General features: G+C 44.2%; 19 protein-coding genes. 12 read left to right on the top strand and 7 right to left on the bottom strand.

Features of this window, described 5'->3' with window-relative positions; translation table 11 throughout:
- Positions 1-57 precede the first annotated feature (57 nt).
- Complete coding sequence (locus AB6D93_RS09925; protein WP_102332005.1) at positions 58-1,515, top strand: PLP-dependent aminotransferase family protein; 1,458 nt, start codon at positions 58-60, stop codon at positions 1,513-1,515.
- A 46-nt stretch (positions 1,516-1,561) separates the two neighbouring features.
- Here AB6D93_RS09925 and yjeH read toward each other — a convergent pair whose 3' ends face one another.
- A complete protein-coding gene (gene yjeH, locus AB6D93_RS09920; protein ID WP_102332006.1) occupies positions 1,562-2,833 on the bottom strand; it encodes an L-methionine/branched-chain amino acid transporter in 1,272 nt (423 codons plus the stop codon).
- 254 nt (positions 2,834-3,087) lie between these two features.
- Here yjeH and AB6D93_RS09915 point away from each other — a divergent pair, with 254 nt between their 5' ends.
- The 3 genes from AB6D93_RS09915 to AB6D93_RS09905 all read left to right on the top strand — a co-directional run bounded on the left by AB6D93_RS09915 (position 3,088) and on the right by AB6D93_RS09905 (position 5,205).
- Positions 3,088-3,549, top strand: a complete 462-nt coding sequence (locus tag AB6D93_RS09915) for an Lrp/AsnC family transcriptional regulator (protein ID WP_017061781.1) — start codon at positions 3,088-3,090, stop codon at positions 3,547-3,549.
- Complete coding sequence (locus tag AB6D93_RS09910) at positions 3,543-4,463, top strand: LysR family transcriptional regulator (protein WP_017061780.1); 921 nt, start codon at positions 3,543-3,545, stop codon at positions 4,461-4,463. Before AB6D93_RS09915 ends, AB6D93_RS09910 begins: the two co-directional genes overlap by 7 nt.
- A 127-nt stretch (positions 4,464-4,590) precedes the next feature.
- A complete protein-coding gene (locus AB6D93_RS09905) occupies positions 4,591-5,205 on the top strand; it encodes a LysE family translocator (RefSeq protein WP_017061779.1) in 615 nt (204 codons plus the stop codon).
- Positions 5,206-5,598: 393 nt separating this feature from the next.
- Here the strand turns inward: AB6D93_RS09905 and AB6D93_RS09900 are convergent, their stop codons facing one another.
- Positions 5,599-6,762 carry a carboxylesterase gene (locus AB6D93_RS09900; protein ID WP_017061778.1) on the bottom strand — a complete coding sequence of 388 codons (1,164 nt, stop codon included), beginning with the start codon at positions 6,760-6,762 and terminating at the stop codon, positions 5,599-5,601.
- 53 nt (positions 6,763-6,815) lie between these two features.
- Positions 6,816-7,046: a hypothetical protein gene (locus AB6D93_RS09895; RefSeq protein WP_017061777.1), complete on the bottom strand. Its 231-nt coding sequence runs from the start codon at positions 7,044-7,046 to the stop codon at positions 6,816-6,818.
- A gap of 273 nt (positions 7,047-7,319) precedes the next feature.
- Between AB6D93_RS09895 and hcp the strand changes: the two genes are divergently transcribed.
- Positions 7,320-8,981 carry a hydroxylamine reductase gene (gene hcp, locus AB6D93_RS09890; protein WP_102332007.1) on the top strand — a complete coding sequence of 554 codons (1,662 nt, stop codon included), beginning with the start codon at positions 7,320-7,322 and terminating at the stop codon, positions 8,979-8,981.
- A 101-nt stretch (positions 8,982-9,082) separates the two neighbouring features.
- The gene (locus AB6D93_RS09885) at positions 9,083-10,144 is read left to right on the top strand and encodes a hybrid-cluster NAD(P)-dependent oxidoreductase (protein ID WP_102332008.1); all 1,062 of its coding nucleotides are present in this window, start codon (positions 9,083-9,085) and stop codon (positions 10,142-10,144) included.
- Positions 10,145-10,383: 239 nt separating this feature from the next.
- Here AB6D93_RS09885 and AB6D93_RS09880 read toward each other — a convergent pair whose 3' ends face one another.
- A complete protein-coding gene (locus tag AB6D93_RS09880; protein ID WP_017068649.1) occupies positions 10,384-11,820 on the bottom strand; it encodes a glyceraldehyde-3-phosphate dehydrogenase in 1,437 nt (478 codons plus the stop codon).
- Positions 11,821-12,786: 966 nt separating this feature from the next.
- Between AB6D93_RS09880 and AB6D93_RS09875 the strand changes: the two genes are divergently transcribed.
- Entirely contained in the window at positions 12,787-15,351 is a 2,565-nt protein-coding gene (locus AB6D93_RS09875; RefSeq protein ID WP_102332009.1) for an ATP-binding protein, read from the top strand.
- Between the two features lie 31 nt (positions 15,352-15,382).
- Here the strand turns inward: AB6D93_RS09875 and AB6D93_RS09870 are convergent, their stop codons facing one another.
- The 3 genes from AB6D93_RS09870 to AB6D93_RS09860 all read right to left on the bottom strand — a co-directional run bounded on the left by AB6D93_RS09870 (position 15,383) and on the right by AB6D93_RS09860 (position 16,924).
- Entirely contained in the window at positions 15,383-15,619 is a 237-nt protein-coding gene (locus AB6D93_RS09870) for a hypothetical protein (RefSeq protein ID WP_017061772.1), read from the bottom strand.
- A 166-nt stretch (positions 15,620-15,785) separates the two neighbouring features.
- Positions 15,786-16,412, bottom strand: coding sequence for a D-Ala-D-Ala carboxypeptidase family metallohydrolase (locus AB6D93_RS09865; RefSeq protein WP_017066096.1), 627 nt, complete (start codon positions 16,410-16,412; stop codon positions 15,786-15,788).
- Positions 16,413-16,609: 197 nt separating this feature from the next.
- Positions 16,610-16,924 (bottom strand): DUF496 family protein, encoded by a 315-nt coding sequence (locus AB6D93_RS09860; protein ID WP_004742367.1) that lies wholly within the window; start codon positions 16,922-16,924, stop codon positions 16,610-16,612.
- A gap of 195 nt (positions 16,925-17,119) precedes the next feature.
- Between AB6D93_RS09860 and AB6D93_RS09855 the strand changes: the two genes are divergently transcribed.
- The 5 genes from AB6D93_RS09855 (at position 17,120) to luxQ (ending at position 22,324) form a co-directional block, all read left to right on the top strand.
- Positions 17,120-17,320 carry a hypothetical protein gene (locus AB6D93_RS09855; protein WP_017068647.1) on the top strand — a complete coding sequence of 67 codons (201 nt, stop codon included), beginning with the start codon at positions 17,120-17,122 and terminating at the stop codon, positions 17,318-17,320.
- Positions 17,321-17,376: 56 nt separating this feature from the next.
- A complete protein-coding gene (locus AB6D93_RS09850) occupies positions 17,377-18,033 on the top strand; it encodes a YceH family protein (protein ID WP_017061769.1) in 657 nt (218 codons plus the stop codon).
- Complete coding sequence (locus AB6D93_RS09845) at positions 18,034-18,348, top strand: GIY-YIG nuclease family protein (protein WP_102332010.1); 315 nt, start codon at positions 18,034-18,036, stop codon at positions 18,346-18,348.
- Between the two features lie 308 nt (positions 18,349-18,656).
- Positions 18,657-19,751: an autoinducer 2-binding periplasmic protein LuxP gene (locus AB6D93_RS09840; RefSeq protein WP_029235787.1), complete on the top strand. Its 1,095-nt coding sequence runs from the start codon at positions 18,657-18,659 to the stop codon at positions 19,749-19,751.
- Positions 19,751-22,324 (top strand): quorum-sensing autoinducer 2 sensor kinase/phosphatase LuxQ, encoded by a 2,574-nt coding sequence (luxQ, locus tag AB6D93_RS09835; protein WP_102332011.1) that lies wholly within the window; start codon positions 19,751-19,753, stop codon positions 22,322-22,324. The genes AB6D93_RS09840 and luxQ overlap by 1 nt, the downstream gene beginning before the upstream one ends.
- The last annotated feature ends 54 nt before the right edge of the window (positions 22,325-22,378 follow it).

Below are 22,378 nucleotides of genomic sequence, written 5' to 3'. Positions count from 1 at the left end.
TAGCGATTAACTGGTCTATTAAATAGAGCCACTTTTAAACACTATTTGGATCCAGTTATGCAGCCTATCGATGTCGGTGATCTACAGTTAGACGAACAACACGGCACGCGTCAAACCGCCTTGTTCCACGCGATAAGAGAGAAGATCGTTCAAGATTTATGGAGCAAGGGCAGTAAGTTACCTTCAACACGTAAGTTGGCTGTCGAGTTATCGGTGAGTCGAAATACGGTGATTTATGCGTACGAACAACTGGTTACTGAAGGCTATATCGAGAGTAAGCAAGGCTCAGGGTTTTATGTCTCGGTTGAACAACCAGAACACTTTCTAAGTTTGTCTAAGCCAAACAGTGTTCAGGATCCGAAGGTCAAACAAACAGTCAGTAAACCGAGTACAAACATAGCGACACCTAACGACATTAACCGCAGCTTTGCCCCAGGAGTTCCTGACTTAGATGCGTTCCCTTTTGCGAAATGGCAGAGGTTGCTGCAACGTCACTCTACACGTCAGAACATTGCGGGCAATCAAGAGGTTCAGGGAAGCTCAGCCTTGAGGGGAGCGTTGAGTGGGTATCTTGCAAGCAGTCGTTCCGTTCATTGTAATGCCGACAGAATCATCATCACCGCAGGTGCGCAGCAAGCCATCTCAATCGGATTAATGGCAACGTTAGCGATGGGCGACAAAATCCTCGTGGAGGAACCCGGTTATCGACAAGTACATAAAATTATCGATCTGTTGAGACTAGAGTTAGAAGGTGTAAGTGTGCGTGAAAAGGTGGGGTTGGATATTGAGAAAGTGTTGGCCAGTAATGCTAAGGCTCTGTATGTCACACCGAGTAACCAATACCCAATGGGCACGACTTTAAATACTGAGCAGCGCCTTAAACTGATCGATTGGGCCAATCAACATCAGTCATGGATCATTGAAGATGACTATGACAGTGAGTTCCAGTTTGCTCATCGCCCTTATACCTGCATGCAAGGGTTGGCGGGAAAGTTGGGGTTCGATGATCGCATCATCTATGTCGGCTCTCTGAGTAAGGTTATGTTCAATGGCCTTCGATTAGGGTACTTAGTGGTACCAGAAAGTCTGGTGGCGAAGTGTCTTGAGATCAAAGACGCGCTCACTGGAGACACGGCGTCCCACACACAGGAAGCTTTGGCGGATTTTGTTCGAGAAGGCGACTTGCTGCGTCATATTAGAAAGATGCGTCGGTCATACAAACTCAAGTATGAAGCGATGATAGAAGCGATTGAAAGCGAGTTTAACGGTGATCTTGAAGTGATCAGTCAGGCGGCAGGGCTACATGTGACCGTGAAGTGGTATCAAGGTATATCTGAACATGAGTGGAGCCGACGAGCTGATCTTCAAAATATCATCATTCGTCCGTTTGATTTTTATGAGTACGGTTCGAGTGATGCTCGTGATTGGAGTGGGGCGGTGCTAGGGTTTGGAAATATCCGTCTGGCTGAGATAAAGCCGAAGATCAAACAGATCGCTCGGCTTTTTTATCAGTGATATTGGTAGGTATCGTTTACAGCTTGTCGATTCATCATTTATCGAGTTACAACTTGTCGATAGAGACGGTGGGTTTACCTTTACCTAGCCACTTCCGCCAAGGGAGTGACAATGTCACAAAAACAGTCACAGCATAGAGCATCGACCAACTTAAACAGATAAACACCAAGGTACAGATGACCAATGAAAGCACGGCAGTGTATCTAGATGCGCCTGTTAGTAATCGGCAAGCGGCTAACATTGCGAGCAGATAAACCAGAACAAAAATACCGTTGGCGAGCTTGAGAAAGAACTCAAGGTCTAAATTAGACAGCTCACCAATCACACACGAAATAAGCACGACAAAGCCAATTGCTAACGTTGGGTAGAGCGGTACGCCGCGGCTGTTCAGTTGAGCCATTCGACTTGCAGGGCTGTGTTGGCGGGCCTGAGCCCAGATCATCCGAGACAGGCTTTGTGTGTAAAGGTTTAGGCTGGCAAAGCAAGCAAAGAACCCCAGCACGCTGATGACGGTTTTGAAGCCATTACCAAACAGTTGTTCTGTTACCCAAGGGATGGATGCGGCATCGAATTCAGATGAACCGAAAGCACCCAGCTTAAGAATCACTACTGAACAAGCCCAGTACACTAGCCCCGCAACAAAACAGCCTGCAATGATGGCGATTGGGAAGTCACGTTGTGGATTTTTGAATTCCTCTCCCATGTGAGCAAAAGCTTCTATTCCGACAAAGCACCAAAACATGACAGCTAAAGCAGCGCCGATAGACCACATTGAATTGGATGAGATGGCAGGAAGAGCAACATCGGTTGCCGTGATGTCGGCTTTCCAAACAAAAGCGCTGACTAAGGCAAAAATCGACAATGCGATCACGGTTTGCAGTCGGCCAGAAGATTTACTGCCCATCAAATTGACGGCAATAAGCAGGGCGACGGTAAAGGATTGAGCACCAAGTGGTGTATCGAGAGGTGCGGGTAACAATTGTTGAGCAAAACCACCAGCCAGTGCAATGGCCGCTGGAATACCGACAGGAATAACACTCACAAACAACCACGCCACGCTTGTTTCTAATCGCTCGCTAAACGCCTGGCGCACAAAATAGGCAGTACCACCTGCATTCGGGTAGCGTTTTCCTAATGATGCGAAGGTCAGTGCAATCGGGCAAATAGCGATAAACAGGATTAACCAAGCGAGAAGAGACAACTGTCCTGCAATGCCTGCTGCGATCGCAGGGATCATAAATAATCCAGTGCCTAGCAAGGTCGTCGAGAGTTGTCCGATTCCTGAAATAAGCGTGATTTCTTGTTTGAGTTGTGTCATTCGCTCTCCTAGCTATTTGATTCTGGTCACGGTCTTCCAGTAACTTTCTTCTGGTGTGTGAGAAGTTATGATTGAGAGCATACATTGTTGACATCAATAATACAGCTAGCGAAACGTCGTAAGACACCGTCATTTTAACGGTATTAATCCGATTCAGTGTGAAAGTGTCGGCTGTCAGAATGGCTGTTATAAGTAGGAAAGTTGTGTCAAATTAGGCGTTATAAATAGAACAATAAATGAAAAGAATCAGAAGCATGGATAAATTTGATCGCCAGATTTTGGATATTCTCAAAACCAATGCACGATGCTCAGTGAGCGATATCGCCCGAGATGTCAGCCTCTCGCGCTCAGCGGTGAACGCCAGAATCAAGAAACTGGAAAGCGACAAAGTGATTACGGGCTACTGCGCTCAAGTGGCAGAACCCAACCAAACGAAGAATGTGTGCGCTTATATCTTGTTGAAGTTCGACATGTCGAGTAGTGACCATAGTTGTGAGTCTTACGCGAAACAAATCCAGAGTATTGATGAGGTGCAATGGTGCCACTCTATTAGCGGTGAGACAGATATGATGTTGTACGTGGAAGTGGAAAGCATGGAGAGCTTGAACCGAGTTCGCGATCAGCTGCAAAGTTACCCGGATCTTCGCCACTTAATGACTCATACGGTTTTGACCGAGTTTTTCAACAAACAGAATGCGACGGTGCATTCATGTTAGGCAATATCAACTTAAACCTACTGCGTTCACTGCATGTACTTCTTGAAGAGTGTCATGTGAGCCGTGCCGCCCAACGTTTGCATATCACACAATCCGCGGTGAGCCGTCAGCTCAGCCAGTTACGTGATTTGTGTGGCGACCCTTTGCTGGTCCGTGACGGCAACAAACTGGTGCCGACCAACCGTGCATTGCTACTCAAAGGTAAACTCGACGACCTGCTTGGCGAGTTTGACCACCTGTTAGATGATAAACCCTTCGAGCCGCAAGACTGGCAGGGTGAATTGGTGTTGTCTTCGAGTGATTATGTCGCTCAGTATATTCTTCCTGTGATTGTGGCAGAGGTGTCTGCTGAAGCGCCGAACATTAATTTGGCTTATCGATTGTGGCAGCCAAACTACCTTGAAGCACTGAACGAGTCTGGGATTCATTTGGCTTCCAGTATGTTTCCCACAAAGCCAGAACATGTCTCAAGTATCAAACTTGGTGAAGATAAGTCGGTGTGTTTGATGCGAAAGTCGCACCCGCTGGCTCAACAAGCGGTTTTGAGTGCAGAAGATATTGTTCACTACTCTCACATCAAAGTGACGGGTGGTGGAGATAAAGACAGTTACGCGGACATAGCATTGAAGAAGCAAGGGCTGAAGCGAAGAGTGGCTTTACAGGTTCCGTTCTTTTCATCTGCTGGTACTGTGTTATTGCAAGACGACTATCTGATGATCGTGCCAGAACATATCGCCTATAACCTAGGTCGACACCTCGATACTACCTACTTTTCGTTGCCATTTGATACGGAAATGCATACCTATTGGTTAATGTGGCATCCTAAATATGACAACGACTCTGCCCACAAATGGGCGCGAGAAAAAGCATTCCAAGCCATGCAAAAGTCGAGTTACAATATCAGTATGACTTGAAATCATAGGTGTGATGATAATCTTTGATTTCAAATAATACCTCCTGCGAATTATGGTAAGTGCCAAGTATTGAGTATTAAGCGTAGAGCGTTCAGCTGGAACGCTTTATTTTATTAGGAATGGAATGATGACAGTAACAATTTGGTTTTCTTTATTAGCGATTTGCTTGTTGGGTGCAATGTCTCCGGGCCCAAGCTTGGCGATGATCGCTAAACACAGTTTGGCTGGTGGCCGTATGAACGGGCTTATCGCAGCTTGGTCACACGCTGCTGGTATCGGTATTTATGCGTTCGCAACCATTGTTGGTTTAGCCGTTGTGCTTGAGCAATCCCCAATGTTATTTAAAGGTATTAGCTTAGCGGGGGCTGCTTATCTGCTTTATCTTGGCGTTAATGCGTTACGTTCGAAAGGTGGTGTTGCCGCGAAATTAGAAGCGGGTGAAAAGATGAGTTACATGCAGTCTGCTCGTGAGGCTTTCTTGATCTCTATCTTGAGCCCAAAGATCGCATTGTTCTTCATCGCTCTGTTTAGCCAATTTGTAGCGCTAGGTAATGAACTGACCAATCAAGTGATTATTGTCTCAACGCCGCTGATTGTCGACGGCCTTTGGTACACCTTTATCACCTTGGTACTGTCTAGCCCGTTGATTGTTGAACGTATTCGCTCGAAAGCTCAGTTGATTGATCGACTATCTGGCGTGGTGCTGATCCTGCTTGCTGTTCGCGTGGTGTGGACGATATAGCAGTAAACGATAAGAATAAGTAACTAGGGTCTGTTAACTTTTAGTGGTTAAATTTTGTTCGAGATAGAATCGTTTTAGGCGCGGCAAGGAGTATGTAGCCTAGTCATTCTAAGTTAATACTTCTTAACAAAGCATAAAACGATTCTAGTCGAACCCTTCGGGCAGCCTTTGTGGTTCATTTCTACTGCGTTATCGGCTTCTCATGTAGGCTAGCTACACTTCAAAGCCTCTGCCTTGTAGAAATTTCCCACAAAGTGCTGCAAAAATCAGCTCTAAAGGTCAACAGACCCTAGACGTTCACCAGAAACGACACTCATTAAAAAAGGCTCACTAGACGTTATCTAGTGAGCCTTTTTGATTTCTCTGGATTAGCTTTTGGAAGACTTGAGCTTATTAGCCTTCAGAGTTCAGTACGGCATCTAGCTTCGCCATCGAGTCTGAGAAGTAGGGGTTGTAGGTCAAACGCGCATGGTTCTTCCCTTCTTCACGATACCCCCAAGCTGAGTACCAAACCTCACTGGTTGCATTGCATTGTTCTTCAAACCCTTCTGCCTGACCATTGGAGCAAATCTTCTCGCTACCATTGATTCCGTAATAAGGGTTGTTTGGTGAGAACAGTAAGCCCATGTGAGAGCCGTTCGAGATGCGTTGCTCTGGGATCTTCATGCTGTACTGAACAGCGCGAGGATCCTCGAGAGTCGTCTCTCCTTGCCAAACCAACACATTGTTTGGATTCGGCATAGATTCAGTAAAGGCTTGCTGAACGTAGTTGGTGTCAATCACGCTGTCGCCTTCACTCATCATAATAAAAACTGGTTTATCGAAGTGTTTATCTTGTAAGTCACCACGTACGACTTCTGATGTCTCGTAGTAAACCGATGCACCATTCATTGGCAACGAGTTGTAACGCAACACATTGTCTTCAGGATCTTGATCCGCCCAAGTGACAAAGTAGCTTGCTAGTCCCGCGTATTGAACGGCAGACGAGCTCGGTTGAAACGCAGGTGAGAACAGCAGTAACCCAGAGATCTTTGGATCGTTCATCGCCTGTGAAGTCACGAGGTTCGCGCCGGTTGAATAGCCGCCTAGCCAAACAGAATCATACTCTTGCTCAAGTAACTTCGTATGATGAGCCACCACACCTTGCCAATCTTCTAGGCTCGGCTGCATTAAATCACCCACGCGACTGCCGTGACCCGGAAGTAATACGGTTCTCACTAAGTAACCTTGCTCTGCCAAATGGGTAGCGATGTCTTTAAATGAGTAAGGTGAGTCGCCTAATCCATGAACCAATAATACCGCCTTGCCGTTTGGCGAGGTTGGTTGATACTCGGTTGGTGAATTGAGTTGGATCTCGAGTTGCTTGTCTTCCGTCATGAACACGCGGTTTTTCAATAACCAATCTTGTGTGTCATTGACGTAGGCATCAAAGCTGTCTTGCTGATAGCTAGGCAAGTCTGGAGATGTTTCGTAAGCGGGTATCGGTGTCTCGTTGGAACAACCAACGAGACTTAAAGTCGTTAAGGCTAGCAGTGCTAGGAGGGGCTTTCTTTGCATTATGTAATCTTGTATCTGTTGTGCTTTCACTATGTCTGAAACTAAAGTTTAGGTTACTTTTTGCTTGAAAGGTCTTCGTATTCACCTTCAATAACACCGGCATCATTGGTTGATGACTGACGAGTGTTCATATGAGCTGCGAAACCTTGTTTCTTCATTTGATTCTGAATGCGCTTGCCAGTAATTAAAGCTGCAATAGCTAAAGGAATAGCAAGGATCAAGCTTGTGAATAACGCCAAAAGGCCAGTAAACAATGCAACAATCGTAACTAATATATTTTTCATATTCATTCCTCTTTTTCTATGTTGTTACTTTATCGCTTCTATTCTGAACGAAACATGAACGCCGTTAATAAATCTCTGAGAGTCACTATGACACGGATGTGTGCTGTTAGGGAGTTTATATGTAGTCATAATCACGCACTAAAAACATGGAATAAAACTAAGTTTAATAAAATCAATATGTTAAAAGTTGGCACGCTTGATGCTCTATAGGGGTTGGAATAAGTCACTGTAAGCAAAGTACTTACAGTTAATAAAAATTACTGGAGCCCTTATATGTTCTGTATTCAATGTGAACAAACAATTCAAACCCCAACCGTAAAAGGCTGTTCTTTCGCACAAGGTATGTGTGGTAAAACTTCGGAAGTATCCGACCTTCAAGACGTGTTGGTGCATTCTCTTCAAGGTGTTTCTTTTTGGGCCAATTTGGGCCGTGCGTGTGATGTTATTGATACTGAAATCGACGAGTGGGCGCCAAAAGCGTTTTTCGCAACACTAACCAACGTTAACTTCGACCCTGCTCGTATCATCGAATTCGCACAACAGTCCCATGAATTCAAGCAGCGTTTAGAGCAACAGGTTCGCGCGGCAGCGACATTGATTGGTTTTGAGATCCCAGCGCTTTCTGCTGCTGCTCAATTCGACCTTCCAACGGACTCTTCAGAGCTATTGGCGCTTGCCCCTCAAGCGGCGGTAAACCGTGGTCACGACTCTCAACACGAAGATGTGATTGGTCTTCGCCTTCTTTGCCTATACGGTCTAAAAGGTGCAGCAGCTTACATGGATCACGCACGTGTTCTTGGTCAAACTGATAACGCTATTTTCGCTGAATACCATGAAATCATGGCGTTCCTAGGCACAGATCCATCAGACCTAAAACAACTGTTAGATACGTCTATGCAGATCGGCTTAATGAACTACAAGGTCATGGAAATGTTGGATAAAGGCGAGACAGATACCTTCGGTCACCCTCAACCAACAACCGTGAATGTGAAGACGAAGCGAGGTCACTGTATCCTTGTTTCTGGTCACGACCTGCATGATCTAGAAAAGATCCTTCAACAAACGGAAGGCAAGGGCATTAACGTTTACACCAACGGTGAGATGCTACCTGCACACGGCTACCCTGAACTAAACAAGTACCCACACCTTGCGGGTAACTACGGCAGCGCTTGGCAGAACCAGCAAAAAGAATTTGCGAACTTCCCAGGTGCGATCGTAATGACATCTAACTGTCTGCTTAACCCAGATGTGGGCTCGTACGCTGACCGCCTATTTACGCGTAGCATCGTAGGCTGGCCGGGTGTTGCTCACCTTGAAGGTGACGATTTCAGTGCAGTGATCGATTGTGCTCTTGCGCAAGAAGGCTTTAAGCATGACGAGATCGAGCAAATGATCACTGTCGGTTTTGGTCGTAACGCCTTGATGGAAGCAGCGCCTGCGGTTGTTGAACAAGTGAAAGAAGGCAACATCAAACACTTCTTCCTAGTGGGTGGTTGTGACGGCGACAAATCTGAACGTAGCTACTACACAGATTTCACAGCTCAAGCGCCAGAAGATTCAGTAATCCTGACATTGGCATGTGGTAAATTCCGTTTCAACAAAAACCAATTCGGCGACATTAACGGTATTCCACGTCTGCTCGATGTTGGCCAATGTAACGATGCATACTCAGCGATTCAGCTTGCTCTTGCGCTGTCTCAAGAGTTTGATTGTGGCATCAACGAACTACCACTAACACTTGTTCTTTCTTGGTTCGAGCAAAAAGCGATCGTTATCCTGCTTACTCTGTTCGCACTGGGTGTGAAAGGTATCTACACAGGCCCAACAGCGCCTGCATTCCTAACTGAAAACCTACTAAAGATTATTCAAGACGAGTTCGATATGCGTTCTATCTCAACGCCAGAGCAAGATCTTAAAACAATCTTAGCGGCTTAATCTAAGCCCACTCCCAAGCCCCGTTGTTGCTGTTCTCTAGGAACGTGCAGCGGCGGGGCTTTTTAGATTTAATTCTTTAGTATCAGTGAGGTGTGTGAACTATGTATGCATGGTCGGATAGCGATTCAATCAATTTAGTGTGTTTAAAGAAATGGCACGAGACGCCAGATACGGTCAGCTTTGAGCTTGGCAGTGTTCCACAAGATTTACATTTCAATTTTAAGCCCGGTCAGTTCATCACCTTGGGTTTAGATATGCCGACGAAAACGGATTACCGTGCTTATTCCGTGGCTTCTTGCCCCGAAGATAACCGCCTGAAGTTGACGGTCAAGCGTGTGGAAGGTGGCTTGGTTTCGAACTTTATTGTTGATGAGCTTGATGAAGGTGACGAGGTTTCTGTGTTGAAGCCGGCAGGCGCGTTTAACTGTATTGATTGCATGCCAACGGCAACAAAGAAAGTAACGCTAGTGAGTGCGGGCTGTGGCATTACACCCGTAATGGCGATGGTAAAATATTGGCTGTCTCAAGACAGTGACAGTGACATTGAGATTGATTTCGTCCACATGGCACGCAACAAGCTTGAGACTATCTACTTTCAAGAACTTCATCAGCTCGATGAATCACATGCGAATTTCAACTTAAAACTGCTGTTAAAAGACAACGAAGGAACAACCGCCCCTCAAGGTCGTTTAGATAAAAACTGGTTGGTGAAACTGAGCCCAGATATCTTAGATAGAACGGTTTACCTGTGTGGGCCTGTCGGCTTCATGCAAGATATTGAGAGTTATCTGAAAGAGCTTGAGTTCAACATGGATAACTTCTATCAAGAAAGCTTTACTCCTGCTACTCAGGATGCTCAATCAGAAGCGTCAAACGCCGAAATTGCTGACGATACGAATAGTGCTGTTAAGGTATTTGTGCCTGCGTTCGGCGCTGAAGTTGAAGCGGAAACTGGCACACCATTGGCGGATTCATTAGAAAAAGCAGGCGTTCCAATTATTATCGCTTGTCGTAGTGGGATTTGTGGTTCGTGTAAATGCAAAGTGACCAAAGGATCTGTGGAATCAAGCAGCCAAGAAACATTGACGCCAGAGCAGATTGAACAGGGCTACGTGCTTGCATGTTCAAGCTCGATTCAGTCAGATGTTGAGGTTGAGTTATAACAGACGTAAAGCTGTGCAAGAGTGATGAAGACAAGATCTTATTATAGCGATAAAAGTTAGGGCGCTAGATGTAAAAAGGCCACCTAGATCAGTTAGAGAGAGCAGATCTAAGTGGCAACCCTCTTGTTTATACGGGGGAGTAAAACAAAAGGGGTTGCGAAGTCCATACAGACTTCGCAGATATAGTTATTATGTTGTGGAGCTTGTTGCGATGGACGTATCTACAAGAGCGAAGTTAATTAAACTTCTGGGTATGTCTTGTAGCGTACACCCATCATCTGTTCCATACAGTGAACAACTTGGCAGCTGTAGCCAAACTCGTTATCGTACCAAATGTACAGCACGGCACGGTTGTCTTGTGCGATAGTCGCCACACCGTCAACCACACCTGGGTGACGAGAGCCAACCAAGTCGGTAGATACAATCTCAGTCGAGTCTGTGTAATCAATTTGTGCAGACAAAGCAGAAGACAGCGCCATTTCACGCAGGTACTCGTTCAACTCTTCTTTGTTTGTGCCTTTCTCAAGGTTTAGGTTCGCAACTGCCATTGAAACGTTTGGCGTAGGAACGCGAATCGCATTACCTGTTAGCTTACCTTCCATTTCCGGCATCGCTTTTGATACTGCTTTAGCAGCGCCAGTCGATGTCAGTACCATGTTCAATGATGCAGCACGACCACGACGATCACCCGAGTGGAAGTTATCGATTAGGTTTTGATCATTGGTAAATGAGTGCACCGTTTCGATGTGACCAGACAGCACGCCAAACTTGTCGTGAACCGCTTTCAATACTGGCGTGATTGCGTTAGTAGTACAGCTTGCTGCAGAGATGATGGTGTCTTCTGGCTGAATAACATTTTCATTCACACCAAATACCACGTTCTTGATGTCGCCTTTACCAGGTGCAGTCAGTAGCACTTTCTTCGCACCGTTACACGCAACGTGTTGGCTCAGGCCTTCCGCGTCACGCCATACGCCTGTGTTATCAACCACAAGTGCATTTTCAACACCGTAAGCCGTGTAATCCACTTCTTCTGGTTTGTTTGCGTAGATAACTTGGATGAAGTTACCGTTAACGATGATCGCTTTGCGTTCTTGGTCTACAACAATGCTGCCGTTGAATTGGCCGTGTACAGAGTCACGACGAAGCAGGCTTGCACGTTTTTCTAGGTCGCCATCTTTGCCGCCGCGTACAACGATTGCACGTAAACGCAGTGGGTACCCCGGGCCACTTTTCTCGATCAACAGACGAGTTAGCAGTCGGCCAATACGACCAAAACCGTACAATACAACGTCACGAGGTTCTGTCATTGCATCGCCTTCAAGCGATTCGATAAGTGCAGTTTGTAGGAAATCATCCAACCCATGTGTGTCTTCGCGATCTTGCCAGAATGAATGCGCAAGGCGACCAACATCAATACGACATGGAGATAAGTCCATAGAGAGAAGGTGTTGAATAATAGGTTGAGTCTGTTCTGCTGTAAGAGGAGAACCAGTGTAACGTTTTGCGATGCGGTGAGCTTTGATGATGTCGATAGTTGTCGCGTTAACTAAGGTCTTACCAAAGAGGATAACTTCTACGCCTTTTTGACGGTATAACTGACCTAAAGTTGGAGCGATGGATTCAGCAATGGTTTGACTAGTTTGCCAATCTAGGAGGTGCTTTTCGGGACTCATCTTTACTCGGGACCTTTCACGTTAAGTTTCTGCATTCATGGCGGTTGTAGGGAAGCCAATCAGCATAGGGGATTTGAGGCATCAGTCTGTGGTCTTTATTGCCACTTAAATGTGCTGATATACCTTGTGTGTAACTTGTAATTTTTATGTGGCAGGATTGTAAGGTACGACGGGTTATTCTGCTAGGAAAAATAAATGCAGACAAAATATCTGTAAATTGGCTTTATATTAGCCATAAATCAAGATTTGAACGTCGATAAAGACTATTGACTTTAATAATCTGTAGCACTTATTTTTCGTCAAAAAATACTCAATTCAAAGGATAATATGTAATACAGGTCATATTGAACATTAAAGGTGTGATCGCTAACTCAAGTTACACGTAAACAGTAAACGATAAATAAGGGAATTAACGAGTATTGATGTTTGACCTTTGAATAAGCCTAGCTTGAGTGTGAAAAGTGCATCACGCAAACGATTGGATGTCACAATTTTAACCTAACTATCCACTTTGTTAGCACGCAGAGTCATTATTCACAGTCTAGTTGAGCCGCAGAATGTGGATGTGTACTTGTTATGCCGGTGATAATAACTGGAGAAAACGTCTTTTGTTTACATTTTGCTCACTAAAACCTCGCTTGCTTACATCTCATTTGTAGAAACCTCCTCGAGTAGACCTCTCTCACGTAACGTTCACTTGTCTAAAATCGGCTTGTCTCAATCTCACTTAGTAAAGCAGACTCCTCCGCTTTAAAGCCCTGTTTTGGATGCCTGTTGATTCTAATTTTTCGTTCTGGGCTCAGAGTATCATTTGTTCATATCCAATTTGATCAATAACCCCCTGTTAATGTCCTATTCTTAATTTGGGCTAGGTAAATTACTTTCGGGAAGGGAGTCGTTATAAAAATGATAAATATGTCAATTAGATGGCGTCTTATTTTTCTTTCCACGGTTTCTGTACTCATTATGTTCGGGTTTACAGTGAATGAAGTGCTTAAGAACGATGAGAAGATGAATCACCTTGAAACAACGCGTATTAAGGTCGAAGCGCTTCAATTTTTTAATACGGTTTCAAGTGATGCTTATCGATGGTTGGTGCTGTCTAATGATTCCCCTGAGAAAGGTCAGTTGCTTTTAACACTGCAATCAGAACTGGATAGACTGACTCAGTATGGAATGCGACTTCAACGGTTCGACAGCAATTGGAGTATTGACCCTCAGTTAGCTGAATTGAAAAAGTTGTTGATGATCCTAGCTAGTACACCTGAAACGACAGACAGCAGAAAATTGACAGAGCGCGCTTTCGACTTGTTAAAAGACGTGCTGATGGAGCTGTCTGAATATCGTATGGCCTTAGTCGATGAAAATATCGGTCAAGCTGAAGCGATGTTTATCAATCTTACGCATTATGTGTTTTGGACTCAGAGAGAAGCGTGGTTAAGCTTCAGTTTGAATCGCTCCCCAGAGTTTAAAAACCAATACTTGCTTAGCTATGTCGCTGCTCTAGAGAGGCAGCAACAGCTATTAGATACATTTTTCCGTTCGGATACGCGTTCTCCAAACATTAGACAGTTGCTAAACGCTGTCGCCAAAGATGAATTCCAAGACAAATTTACATCTCGAATCCTCAAAGGGGACTTTTCATCACCCGAAATATATCAACACTTGAAAAGCTTAGAGGTTAAAAAACGGGCTATTTCAAACGCGATTGGCGCTTACACCAATCAAATACAGTTTGAACTGACCAAGAATATCGCGTTGCAGAAAAGGCAAACCTTGGTCATGACGTTGCTTATACTCATCGCTTCTGGTGTTTTGATGTGGCTTGGGGTTGCGACATCTCTGCGCTTAAACAGAAACCTGTCGATTATCTTGAAAGGTGTGTCGGAATGCGCTGATAGCTACGGCCAGCCAAAGGTGATTCGTATCCAAGGGAACGATGAGCTTGCCGAGTTCACTGAAACCCTAAATCGAGTGATGGAACGCAACTATCTGCACAACAAAGAGTTGATAACAGCAAAAGAAGACGCGATTTCGGCTAACAAAGCCAAAAGCGCATTCTTAGCAAATATGTCACATGAAATACGCACGCCACTTAACGGGATCATTGGCATGGCTGAGATCTTATCTCAAAGCCAACTGAGCCCAAATCAACAAGAAGTACTGGGGGATATCGAATCGTCTTCTCACTCTTTACTGGTGCTGCTGAATGACATACTCGACCTGTCTAAAATCGAGTCGGGTAACTTGATGTTGTCACCACACAATGCTGATTTGCGAGAAGCGGTTTATGACTCTGTGAGTGTGATTCAGTCGAAAGCGATAAGTAAGGATATTGAGCTCGACATCAATATCGATTATCAAACGCCGTCACAACTGTTTTTCGATGAGTACCGCGTGAGACAGGTGCTGACCAATCTGCTTTCTAATGCCATCAAATTTACGTCTAAGGGCACAATTACAACTGACATTGCTTATACACCTATGTCTATGGGCAGGGGCAAGCTTGAATGCAGCGTGTCTGATACCGGGATTGGGATTGAGCCCGAGAAGTTAGAGTCCATATTTGAACCTTTCACTCAAGAAGATGGCAGCATTACCCGTCAATTTGGCGGTACGGGGTTAGGGCTTGCGATTTGTCGACAGCTTGTTGATTTGATGGGTGGTTACATTACCGCGCGTTCAGTGAAAGGAGAGGGCTCTACATTCACTTTTTGTTTGTATGTCGATGTTGTAGAAGCGCCTGTTCAAACTTTCGATAACCTGAGCCGAGCGACCATCATCTCGAACTCTTTCAATTACCTCGATCAGCTCGTTAAAGAGTGTGAGCGTTTGAATGTTCGAGCCAATGTGGTGTCATCCATTGCTGCTCTTAGTGAAAGTGTAAAAGAAAGTGACTTCATACTTTATTGTCATACCTTGCACCACTCTATGGAAAAAGATCTTGCGACGTTGAAGGTGATATATCCTCTTGCTCGCGTCATCGTTTGTCAGCATCACCTATTTAAAACCAACCTAATCAGAGAAACGGTCCACTCGACTCATACCTTGCCATTCTTGGGCCGACGTTTCTTAACCAGCTTACAATCTCTCGATGTGGGCGAAGAGCAAACGCCTCAAGTGGAAGCAAAAGATGAAGAAGTTCGCTCTCTGAATCGACGCATTTTGATCGTTGAAGACAATCTGATGAATCAAAAAATAGCGAGCTTCTTCCTTGAGCAAGCGGGTTATGAATATTTGATTGCCAGTAATGGCCAAGAAGCGGTGGATGTCATCACCCAGGGTGCTCAGTTTGATGCAGTCTTAATGGACTGCATGATGCCTGTTATGGATGGCATAACGGCGACTCGTGCGATACGTCAGTGGGAAGCCGATCAACAAGTCACACCATTACCCATCATAGCTTTAACCGCCAGTGTTCTAGAAGAAGACATCAAAGATTGTTTTGAAGCCGGTATGAACGCCTACTTACCTAAACCCTATAAATCTCACCAGCTGTACGATCTTTTCAGTAGCCTTGATATTGTCTAGGGCTCCCGTATCAAGGCTAGCGCGGCGCTACTTAACGAACTTCCAATCCAAGGTTGTATTGTGCAAGGCAACGACCGACATAGCTGATGTTCAGCAAGGCTGCGACTAAGATGGTGCTGATGTGGGCGACGATTTGAATTGGCAGTGAGAAGTGATCGGCCATTGGATAAGCAACAATAATACTGAGAAGCATAAGCAAGGTTGTGATAGCTAGACTGAAGTTTGAAACAGAAAGCAGAGTTTGAAAGCGTTGAGTCATCGTCTTCATATTGAATTCCTAATTGCTATTAATAATTATGATACTTGTTATTAATATCAATTAGCGTTCCAGTTTTAATTTACATTTAAAATCATAATCTTATGTAATTTCGCTTGTTTTTAGAGTCTAAGTGACACGTGCGAATTGCAGGTCTTTATGACTTGATCGTGTTTCTTTACCATTGTCTAAACCCACAAGTATCGATGTGGAATCGAACACCTGAATATAAACCAAGCCCAACATTATTTTTTTGCCCGAATTCCGAATGAATCTTTTTAAGTTTCACGTGTAAATCTTCGCGAGTAATGTCATTTGCAGGCACTAGGTCTAAGGCACAAAACTCTAAGTGCTTACTTCGCAGTGCACCACCAGCTTGTTGATTGTAGATATCGGTTCGCTCTCCAGATACTGGTATAACAACACCGATTTCAGGCTCAATATATTGTTGTATGTACTTCAGGGTATTGATCATGTTTGGCACATGTTTCTTATTTGGGAGGGTAAACAAGGTTGTATTACTCATTGCCCAATCCGTCCCTTGCAATAGAACGAGATGCAGAGGCATGCTCTGAGTAACGCCATTGTCCTTGAGTTGTTGTCCGATTGCTCTCACTTGGTCTTGAGCGTGATTGAGGAGCATCCAACCTCGAAATGCTGATCGGGTCGGAACCTTGTAGCCATGAACATCGACCACGAGATCGTCATAAGTGATTTCGGTTTCTTCGGTATAAAGTTTCTCAAATTTTTCAGGGTAAGGTTGTGTCGTTGATAACGCCAAGGTTATCAGAATACTTCCGTACATAAAGTCTCTCCATCGCTAGTGTACACTCGTTATTTAGTTTGATACTGCTGTTGAGTTTCATTCATTTTGCTTAGGTACGCTTAAGCCTAGACGGTTAGGTTTAGATGCTTAAGTATAGACGCTGGAGTTTAGGTAAAAAAAACCCACTACTAAGAGTGGGTTACTAACATTGTTACAAGTAAATTGGCGAGGTTAGATTACTTCTTACCTTGGATTTGCTTGTCTTCTTCTGTCAGTTCACGAATGCGACGGCTGATGTCACGGCGAGCTTTAGAAATCTCAGCGCTCTTGATGATGTGGTCATCAACACGGTCTTCGTAGTCAGCTTTCATATTTTTGATAATGCCTAGGATCTCGTCGTGGGTCATCTCTGGCTTGATGTAATCAAGTAGGTTATCAAGAAGGTCGACACGCTTACGGTTGTCACGAACTTTCTTTTCGTTGTCTAAAAGTTCACGCTTAAGTTTGTTCTTACGTCGTGCTTGGTTAACAATTTCAAATACGCTGCTCATAGATTCCTTTTCCTATTCGTCAAATACGTTGTCTGCTTCTGATTAAAGCACATCAATTGATGATGTAACAGTCTTTAGATCAAAGCAAAAGTAAGGTTGTTTAATTATTCGTCACTCTCGCTGATGTGTGATTGTTTTTATCTTACCGTTCAAGTTAGTATCCCATGTAGATACTGCATTGATACGAAATGTGAAATGAATCAACAACAATTGGAAAACGAAGAATTGGACGACAATGTCACTGAATCTTCAGCAGAACAAAACAAGCTTCGTGATGCGTATGTACAAGAGCGTACTTATTTGGAAGTCGTGGAAATAGAGCTAAACCGTTCTAAGATCATAATGATTGATGAACAGGGCAGAAAGAAACGAGTACCAATTTTGTCTGAACACTAGTTACTGCATTGTTAGGTGTTGAGATGGAATTATCAAAATAATAAAAAGGAAAAACGATGAACACAGTACTTTCCCCAATTGAAGCGAGAATTATCGGTTGTTTGATCGAGAAAGAAGTCACTACTCCCGATCATTACCCACTGACACTGAACAGTTTAACCACGGCATGCAATCAAAAGAGTAACCGTGAACCTGTTCTCTCTCTTTCTGAGTCAGATGTTTTAGATGCAGTTGATGGTTTAATCGGACGTCGCATGGTGAGTGATGAGAGCAGCTTCAATAGCCGTGTTAATAAGTATCAGCATCGTTTCTGCAACACTGAGTTCGGCGATCTGCAATTTACAGAGCAAGAGCGTGCAATCATCTGCTGTATGTTACTGCGCGGTGCGCAAACACCCGGTGAACTTCGTACTCGAACGGGTCGCCTTGCAAACTTTAGTGATGTGAAAGAAGTAGAAGCAACATTAGACAAACTCGCTGCAAGAGAAGCAGGTGCCTTGGTTGTGAAGCTGCCACGCGAAGCGGGTAAACGTGAATCACGCTACCAGCATTTGTTGAGCGGTGAAGTGGACGTTGAAGCGTTTGCGATGGCATCAGTAAGCGCGGCTGCCCCCTCTGCAACGAGTGAAAAGTTTGAAGAGCTTGAGTCTGAAGTTGCAAGCCTACGAGCAGAAGTGGCAGAGCTTAAGGCTCTGGTTGAATCACTGCTTTAAATGTCAGATGCTGATAAAAATGCGGATTGGGTCGTGTACTTGATCCGCAATCGTCACAATGCCCTTTATTGTGGCGTGACGAACAATCTAGAACGTCGATTTGAACAACATCAAACCGGTAAAGGCGCCAAAGCTTTAAAAGGTAAAGGCCCACTTAAGCTGGTTTGGAGGTTTGGTGTTGGCTCAAAAAGTGAGGCGTTGAAAACCGAATACGCGATCAAGCAGTTGCCCAAATCCCGCAAAGAAAAACTGGTATCACTCAAACTGATTATTGAGTGGCAAAAAGACAAAATTCAATATATCGAAGTCTCATAATTCATAGCTAAAATGTTTGTTATTGATTAAATCTTAATAGTGTAAGGAGCTATATCGGCTCTAGCTAAGCTTATGAATTTAAATGGTAATTACTCTTACCGTGAATGGGCTGAAATCATAATTTAACTCGTTGTTCTTAATCTCCATTCCAAATTAACATATTGCTCATTTAGAATGTCGTTCTAATTAGTGTTAGACGCTATCATTTATCATCGTTGTCCTACATAATATCCATTAGCCATACAAAGAGATGGTGTCATGCTAGGTTAAAAAATGAGCCAAAGTAGCTCATATAAAACGAGAAAAATATGAAACGTTTACTGATGTTGTTTGGACTTGCCGTATTTTCTGCGTCCGCTCTTTCCCATGGTACTCATGTCCTCAATAGGTACTGGGAATACCAAGATTATCTTTCCACTTTTCCAGAACAAAGAGCATTGACCGATAAAATGGTCGAGGCTGTACAAAATCACCCTGTGCCACTGAGAAGAATCCAAGACGAACCAATTACGATTTCCGTGGTGTATCCGGGTCAACAGATCTCGGATTACTGGGTTCGCAATATTCAAGCTTTTGAGAAGCGTCTCGATAGGCTGAAGATCCGCTACCAAATAAATCAAGTATTTACCCGTATTAATGCCGATCTCGCGCAGCAGAGTATTTCGTTGCAAGAAGCGATTGAAAACAAGACGGATTATTTGATTTTCACGCTAGATACCACGCGCCACCGCAAGTTTATCGAGCACGTGTTGACCTCTACAGACACCAAACTGATTCTTCAAAATATCACGACGCCAGTGCGAGCTTGGGCAGATAGACAGCCATTTATGTATGTGGGTTTTGACCATGCGACAGGCAGCTTAAAACTGGCGGACTATTTTAAACAAGTAAGTCCGCCAGACAGTAAGTATTCTGTTTTGTATTACTCACAAGGCTATATCAGTGATGCGCGTGGAGATACTTTTATCCATGAAGTGAATACGGTTACCAACTTTACCCTTAAGTCTTCGTTTTACACAAAATCAAACAAAGACAGTGGCTACCAAGCGGCTAAAATCAGCATAGAGAACGATAAGGATCTAGACTTTATCTATGCATGTTCAACGGATGTCGCTCTCGGTGCAATGGAAGCGATTCGTGAATCGGGCCAAGACATCTTAGTGAATGGTTGGGGAGGCGGCTCTGCTGAACTTGAAGCCATTGCAAGGGGCGACCTAGATGTTACTGTCATGCGTATGAACGACGATACAGGCATTGCAATGGCAGAGGCGATCAAGTGGGATCTAGCTGGTTTGGAAGTGCCTACCGTTTACTCTGGTGAATTTGAAATTGTCACCAAGGAAGATTCCCCAGAACGTATTTCAGAACTTAAACAGCGAGCATTTAGGTACTCAGGTCACTAATGAAGAAAAGTTACGCCAGTACACCTAGAAACACTTTAGCTAGACTCATTACGCGTATCGTTATTTTGGTGATAGGCGTGATGGCACTTGGCGTGCTTATTCATAATTATGAAACCAGCAGTAATATCGTACAGCAAGAGACGAATCGAACGGTACAGCAAACCTCAAGCCTGATCCAAAACATGTTTGATTATCGTTTGTCGGTGCTGCAAATCCATCAAGACAGTAGCTCACACAGTGAAACTCTCAGAGAGTACATTGATACGGGTAATGACGAGACTCTGAGCTACTTTTTCTTTGGTGTTGACCAACGTGAACCGGATCATGCACCAGATTTACGCTTTGTCTCAACCCACGATGGTTTGGCTTGGGAAGACGGCAACAGTCAATTTTATGGTTTGGATGAGTCCAACTTAAAGCATATTTCTGATGAGGTTTCGTTCAGCAGTAATTGGCATTTTATTAAACTGAGGACAGATATAGGTAAGCGTCACTTGTTGGCTCGCCGTACCCCTATTGTTGATAACGCTACTGGGGAAGTCCTTGGTCAACTCTATATCGCCATTGTGCTTGACAACAACTTCTCTTTGGCTGAGTCAATCCAACAGGGCAGTAATAGCGAAAATATCGTGATTGAAGCGCACGGTACACCGGTGACATCGACATTCAGTGGTGATGAAAGCTACACCATTACTGACATCCTCAATTACCAAATGTACGAACAGTTGCCGCGTCATTTCGTTACCATCGCAACCATTAAGATTAATGCTGTTGAAACTCCTTTAATCATTCGAGCTGTTCAAAAAAATAATAATTTCGTTGCGTTAGAAGAGAATTATCAGCGTGCGATCATCGTGGTGATTGTGGTGATCATATTGATGTCTTTTTTTGCTCGAACTTGGATTCAAAAGAGAGTCTCAGCCGAGCTTGATAAGCTAATGGACTTTACTCGTTCGGCAAGTGCTAGCGAAGAGTACAACAAGTTCGATGGCTCTAACATTTTCGAATTTCATCATATTGGTTGTACTCTTGAAGACACCTTTGAGCGCTTATCTGAACAGAATCAAAAATTCCAAGATCTCTTTAACTTTGCTCATTCGCCTATCTTAGTTTGGTCTGAAAAAGGCGATTTGATTCAGATGAACCCCGCCGCTCGCATGGCGTTGTTCGATGCTGATGACAATTATGGTCCAATTGCCCAAGAGTTTGAGCAGCGAATGCTGCCTAATATTCAAATGGTGGTTCAGGGTTCTAAACTGACGGGTATTAACGTACCCATTGGTGAAAAGGTGTTTCGTTGGAACATGTCTGCTATTCGCGTGGAACACGGCATCACAGGGGTGGTGGTACAAGGGCAAGATATTACTAAGCTTATCGAGGCGGAAAGACAGGCTGATCGAGCAAGAGAAGAAGCTGAGCATCTTGCGAATGTGCGAGCAGACTTCTTAGCTAAGATGAGTCATGAGATTCGCACGCCGCTCAACGGTATTCTCGGTGTGTCTCAGCTGCTCAAGCGCTCTATGCACAATGAAGATAATCGCGAGCAGGTGGATGTACTGTGTAATAGTGCGGAACATTTACTGGCGGTACTTAACGATATCTTGGACTTCTCAAAGATTGAGCAAGGGCAGTTTAATATTCAAAAGAAAGACTTCCGTTTAGGGGAGTTAGTTAATACCTTAGACAGCATCTATCGACCGCTGTGTGAAGATAAATCCGTCGAATTTACCATTTTGAATCACTTGGTTGATGACATTGAAATCAATACTGACCAAGTACGCCTCAATCAGATCATGTTTAATCTGTTGAGTAATGCTTTTAAATTCACTCATCAAGGCGGTATCTCCGTCAGCTTTGAGATCGAGAGTATCTTTAACTCCGATCACGCCAGCTTGATCGTTCGAGTGAAAGATTCTGGCATTGGTATTGATGAAAGCAAAATTGATGCTGTTTTTGAACCCTTTGTTCAAGCCGAAGAGACCACCACTCGTGAATATGGTGGCACTGGTTTAGGACTTACAATTGTAAAAAATCTGGTCGATATGCTGGAAGGGGACATTCAAGTCCGCAGCGTGATAGGTCAAGGCTCAGAGTTCACGATAGAAATTCCTGTAGTCGTACACGCCAAGCCGCTATTAGTCGATGCTAAGCAACAAGCTGAGGTTGAGCCAGAGGCGTTGTTTAGTCGACCTTTGAATGTGTTGCTGGTGGAAGACAATCACACCAACGCCTTTATTGCTCAGGCTTTCTGTAAGAAATATGGCATGGTCGTCACCTGGGCAAAAGATGGCTTAGAAGCGATTGAGATGGCTAAGACGATTACCTATGACTTGATCTTGATGGATAACCAACTCCCTAATCTCGGTGGTGTTGAAACCACTCAGCAGCTAAGAGGTGAGATTGGTGTGTCAGCCCCTATTTATGCGTGTACCGCTGATGCTCAAGAGTCAACTAGAGACAGCTTTATGGCCGCAGGGGCGAATTACGTGATTGTAAAGCCGATTAAAGAAGAGTCGCTCCACCAAGCGTTTGTTCATTTCAAAAACTCATACTGGAATGACACAGAGCACTAGGCTTTAACTTAGTGCTCTTTAATGGAGTCTGTTGAAGAGAAGTAACTAATTTTC

It is taken from the genome of Vibrio sp. 10N.247.310.23 (genome assembly GCF_041467155.1).
GTDB classification, from domain to species: domain Bacteria; phylum Pseudomonadota; class Gammaproteobacteria; order Enterobacterales; family Vibrionaceae; genus Vibrio; species Vibrio crassostreae_C.
The sequence above is the reverse complement of the archived record's forward strand: the minus strand, read 5'-3'. Positions and strand labels throughout refer to the sequence as shown.

Bases quoted from the DNA above. Each gene is read 5' to 3' on its own strand.
- AB6D93_RS09840 (WP_029235787.1), top strand. From the start codon at position 18,657: ATGAAACGTTTACTGATGTTGTTTGGACTTGCCGTATTTTCTGCGTCC.
- AB6D93_RS09885 (WP_102332008.1), top strand. From the start codon at position 9,083: ATGTATGCATGGTCGGATAGCGATTCAATCAATTTAGTGTGTTTAAAG.
- AB6D93_RS09870 (WP_017061772.1), bottom strand. From the start codon at position 15,619: ATGAAGACGATGACTCAACGCTTTCAAACTCTGCTTTCTGTTTCAAAC.
- AB6D93_RS09855 (WP_017068647.1), top strand. From the start codon at position 17,120: ATGAATCAACAACAATTGGAAAACGAAGAATTGGACGACAATGTCACT.
- luxQ (WP_102332011.1), top strand. From the start codon at position 19,751: ATGAAGAAAAGTTACGCCAGTACACCTAGAAACACTTTAGCTAGACTC.
- AB6D93_RS09880 (WP_017068649.1), bottom strand. From the start codon at position 11,820: ATGAGTCCCGAAAAGCACCTCCTAGATTGGCAAACTAGTCAAACCATT.
- AB6D93_RS09905 (WP_017061779.1), top strand. From the start codon at position 4,591: ATGACAGTAACAATTTGGTTTTCTTTATTAGCGATTTGCTTGTTGGGT.
- AB6D93_RS09865 (WP_017066096.1), bottom strand. From the start codon at position 16,412: ATGTACGGAAGTATTCTGATAACCTTGGCGTTATCAACGACACAACCT.
- AB6D93_RS09925 (WP_102332005.1), top strand. From the start codon at position 58: ATGCAGCCTATCGATGTCGGTGATCTACAGTTAGACGAACAACACGGC.
- AB6D93_RS09875 (WP_102332009.1), top strand. From the start codon at position 12,787: ATGTTCGGGTTTACAGTGAATGAAGTGCTTAAGAACGATGAGAAGATG.
- AB6D93_RS09900 (WP_017061778.1), bottom strand. From the start codon at position 6,762: ATGCAAAGAAAGCCCCTCCTAGCACTGCTAGCCTTAACGACTTTAAGT.
- AB6D93_RS09850 (WP_017061769.1), top strand. From the start codon at position 17,377: ATGAACACAGTACTTTCCCCAATTGAAGCGAGAATTATCGGTTGTTTG.
- hcp (WP_102332007.1), top strand. From the start codon at position 7,320: ATGTTCTGTATTCAATGTGAACAAACAATTCAAACCCCAACCGTAAAA.
- AB6D93_RS09910 (WP_017061780.1), top strand. From the start codon at position 3,543: ATGTTAGGCAATATCAACTTAAACCTACTGCGTTCACTGCATGTACTT.
- AB6D93_RS09845 (WP_102332010.1), top strand. From the start codon at position 18,034: ATGTCAGATGCTGATAAAAATGCGGATTGGGTCGTGTACTTGATCCGC.
- AB6D93_RS09860 (WP_004742367.1), bottom strand. From the start codon at position 16,924: ATGAGCAGCGTATTTGAAATTGTTAACCAAGCACGACGTAAGAACAAA.
- AB6D93_RS09895 (WP_017061777.1), bottom strand. From the start codon at position 7,046: ATGAAAAATATATTAGTTACGATTGTTGCATTGTTTACTGGCCTTTTG.
- AB6D93_RS09915 (WP_017061781.1), top strand. From the start codon at position 3,088: ATGGATAAATTTGATCGCCAGATTTTGGATATTCTCAAAACCAATGCA.
- yjeH (WP_102332006.1), bottom strand. From the start codon at position 2,833: ATGACACAACTCAAACAAGAAATCACGCTTATTTCAGGAATCGGACAA.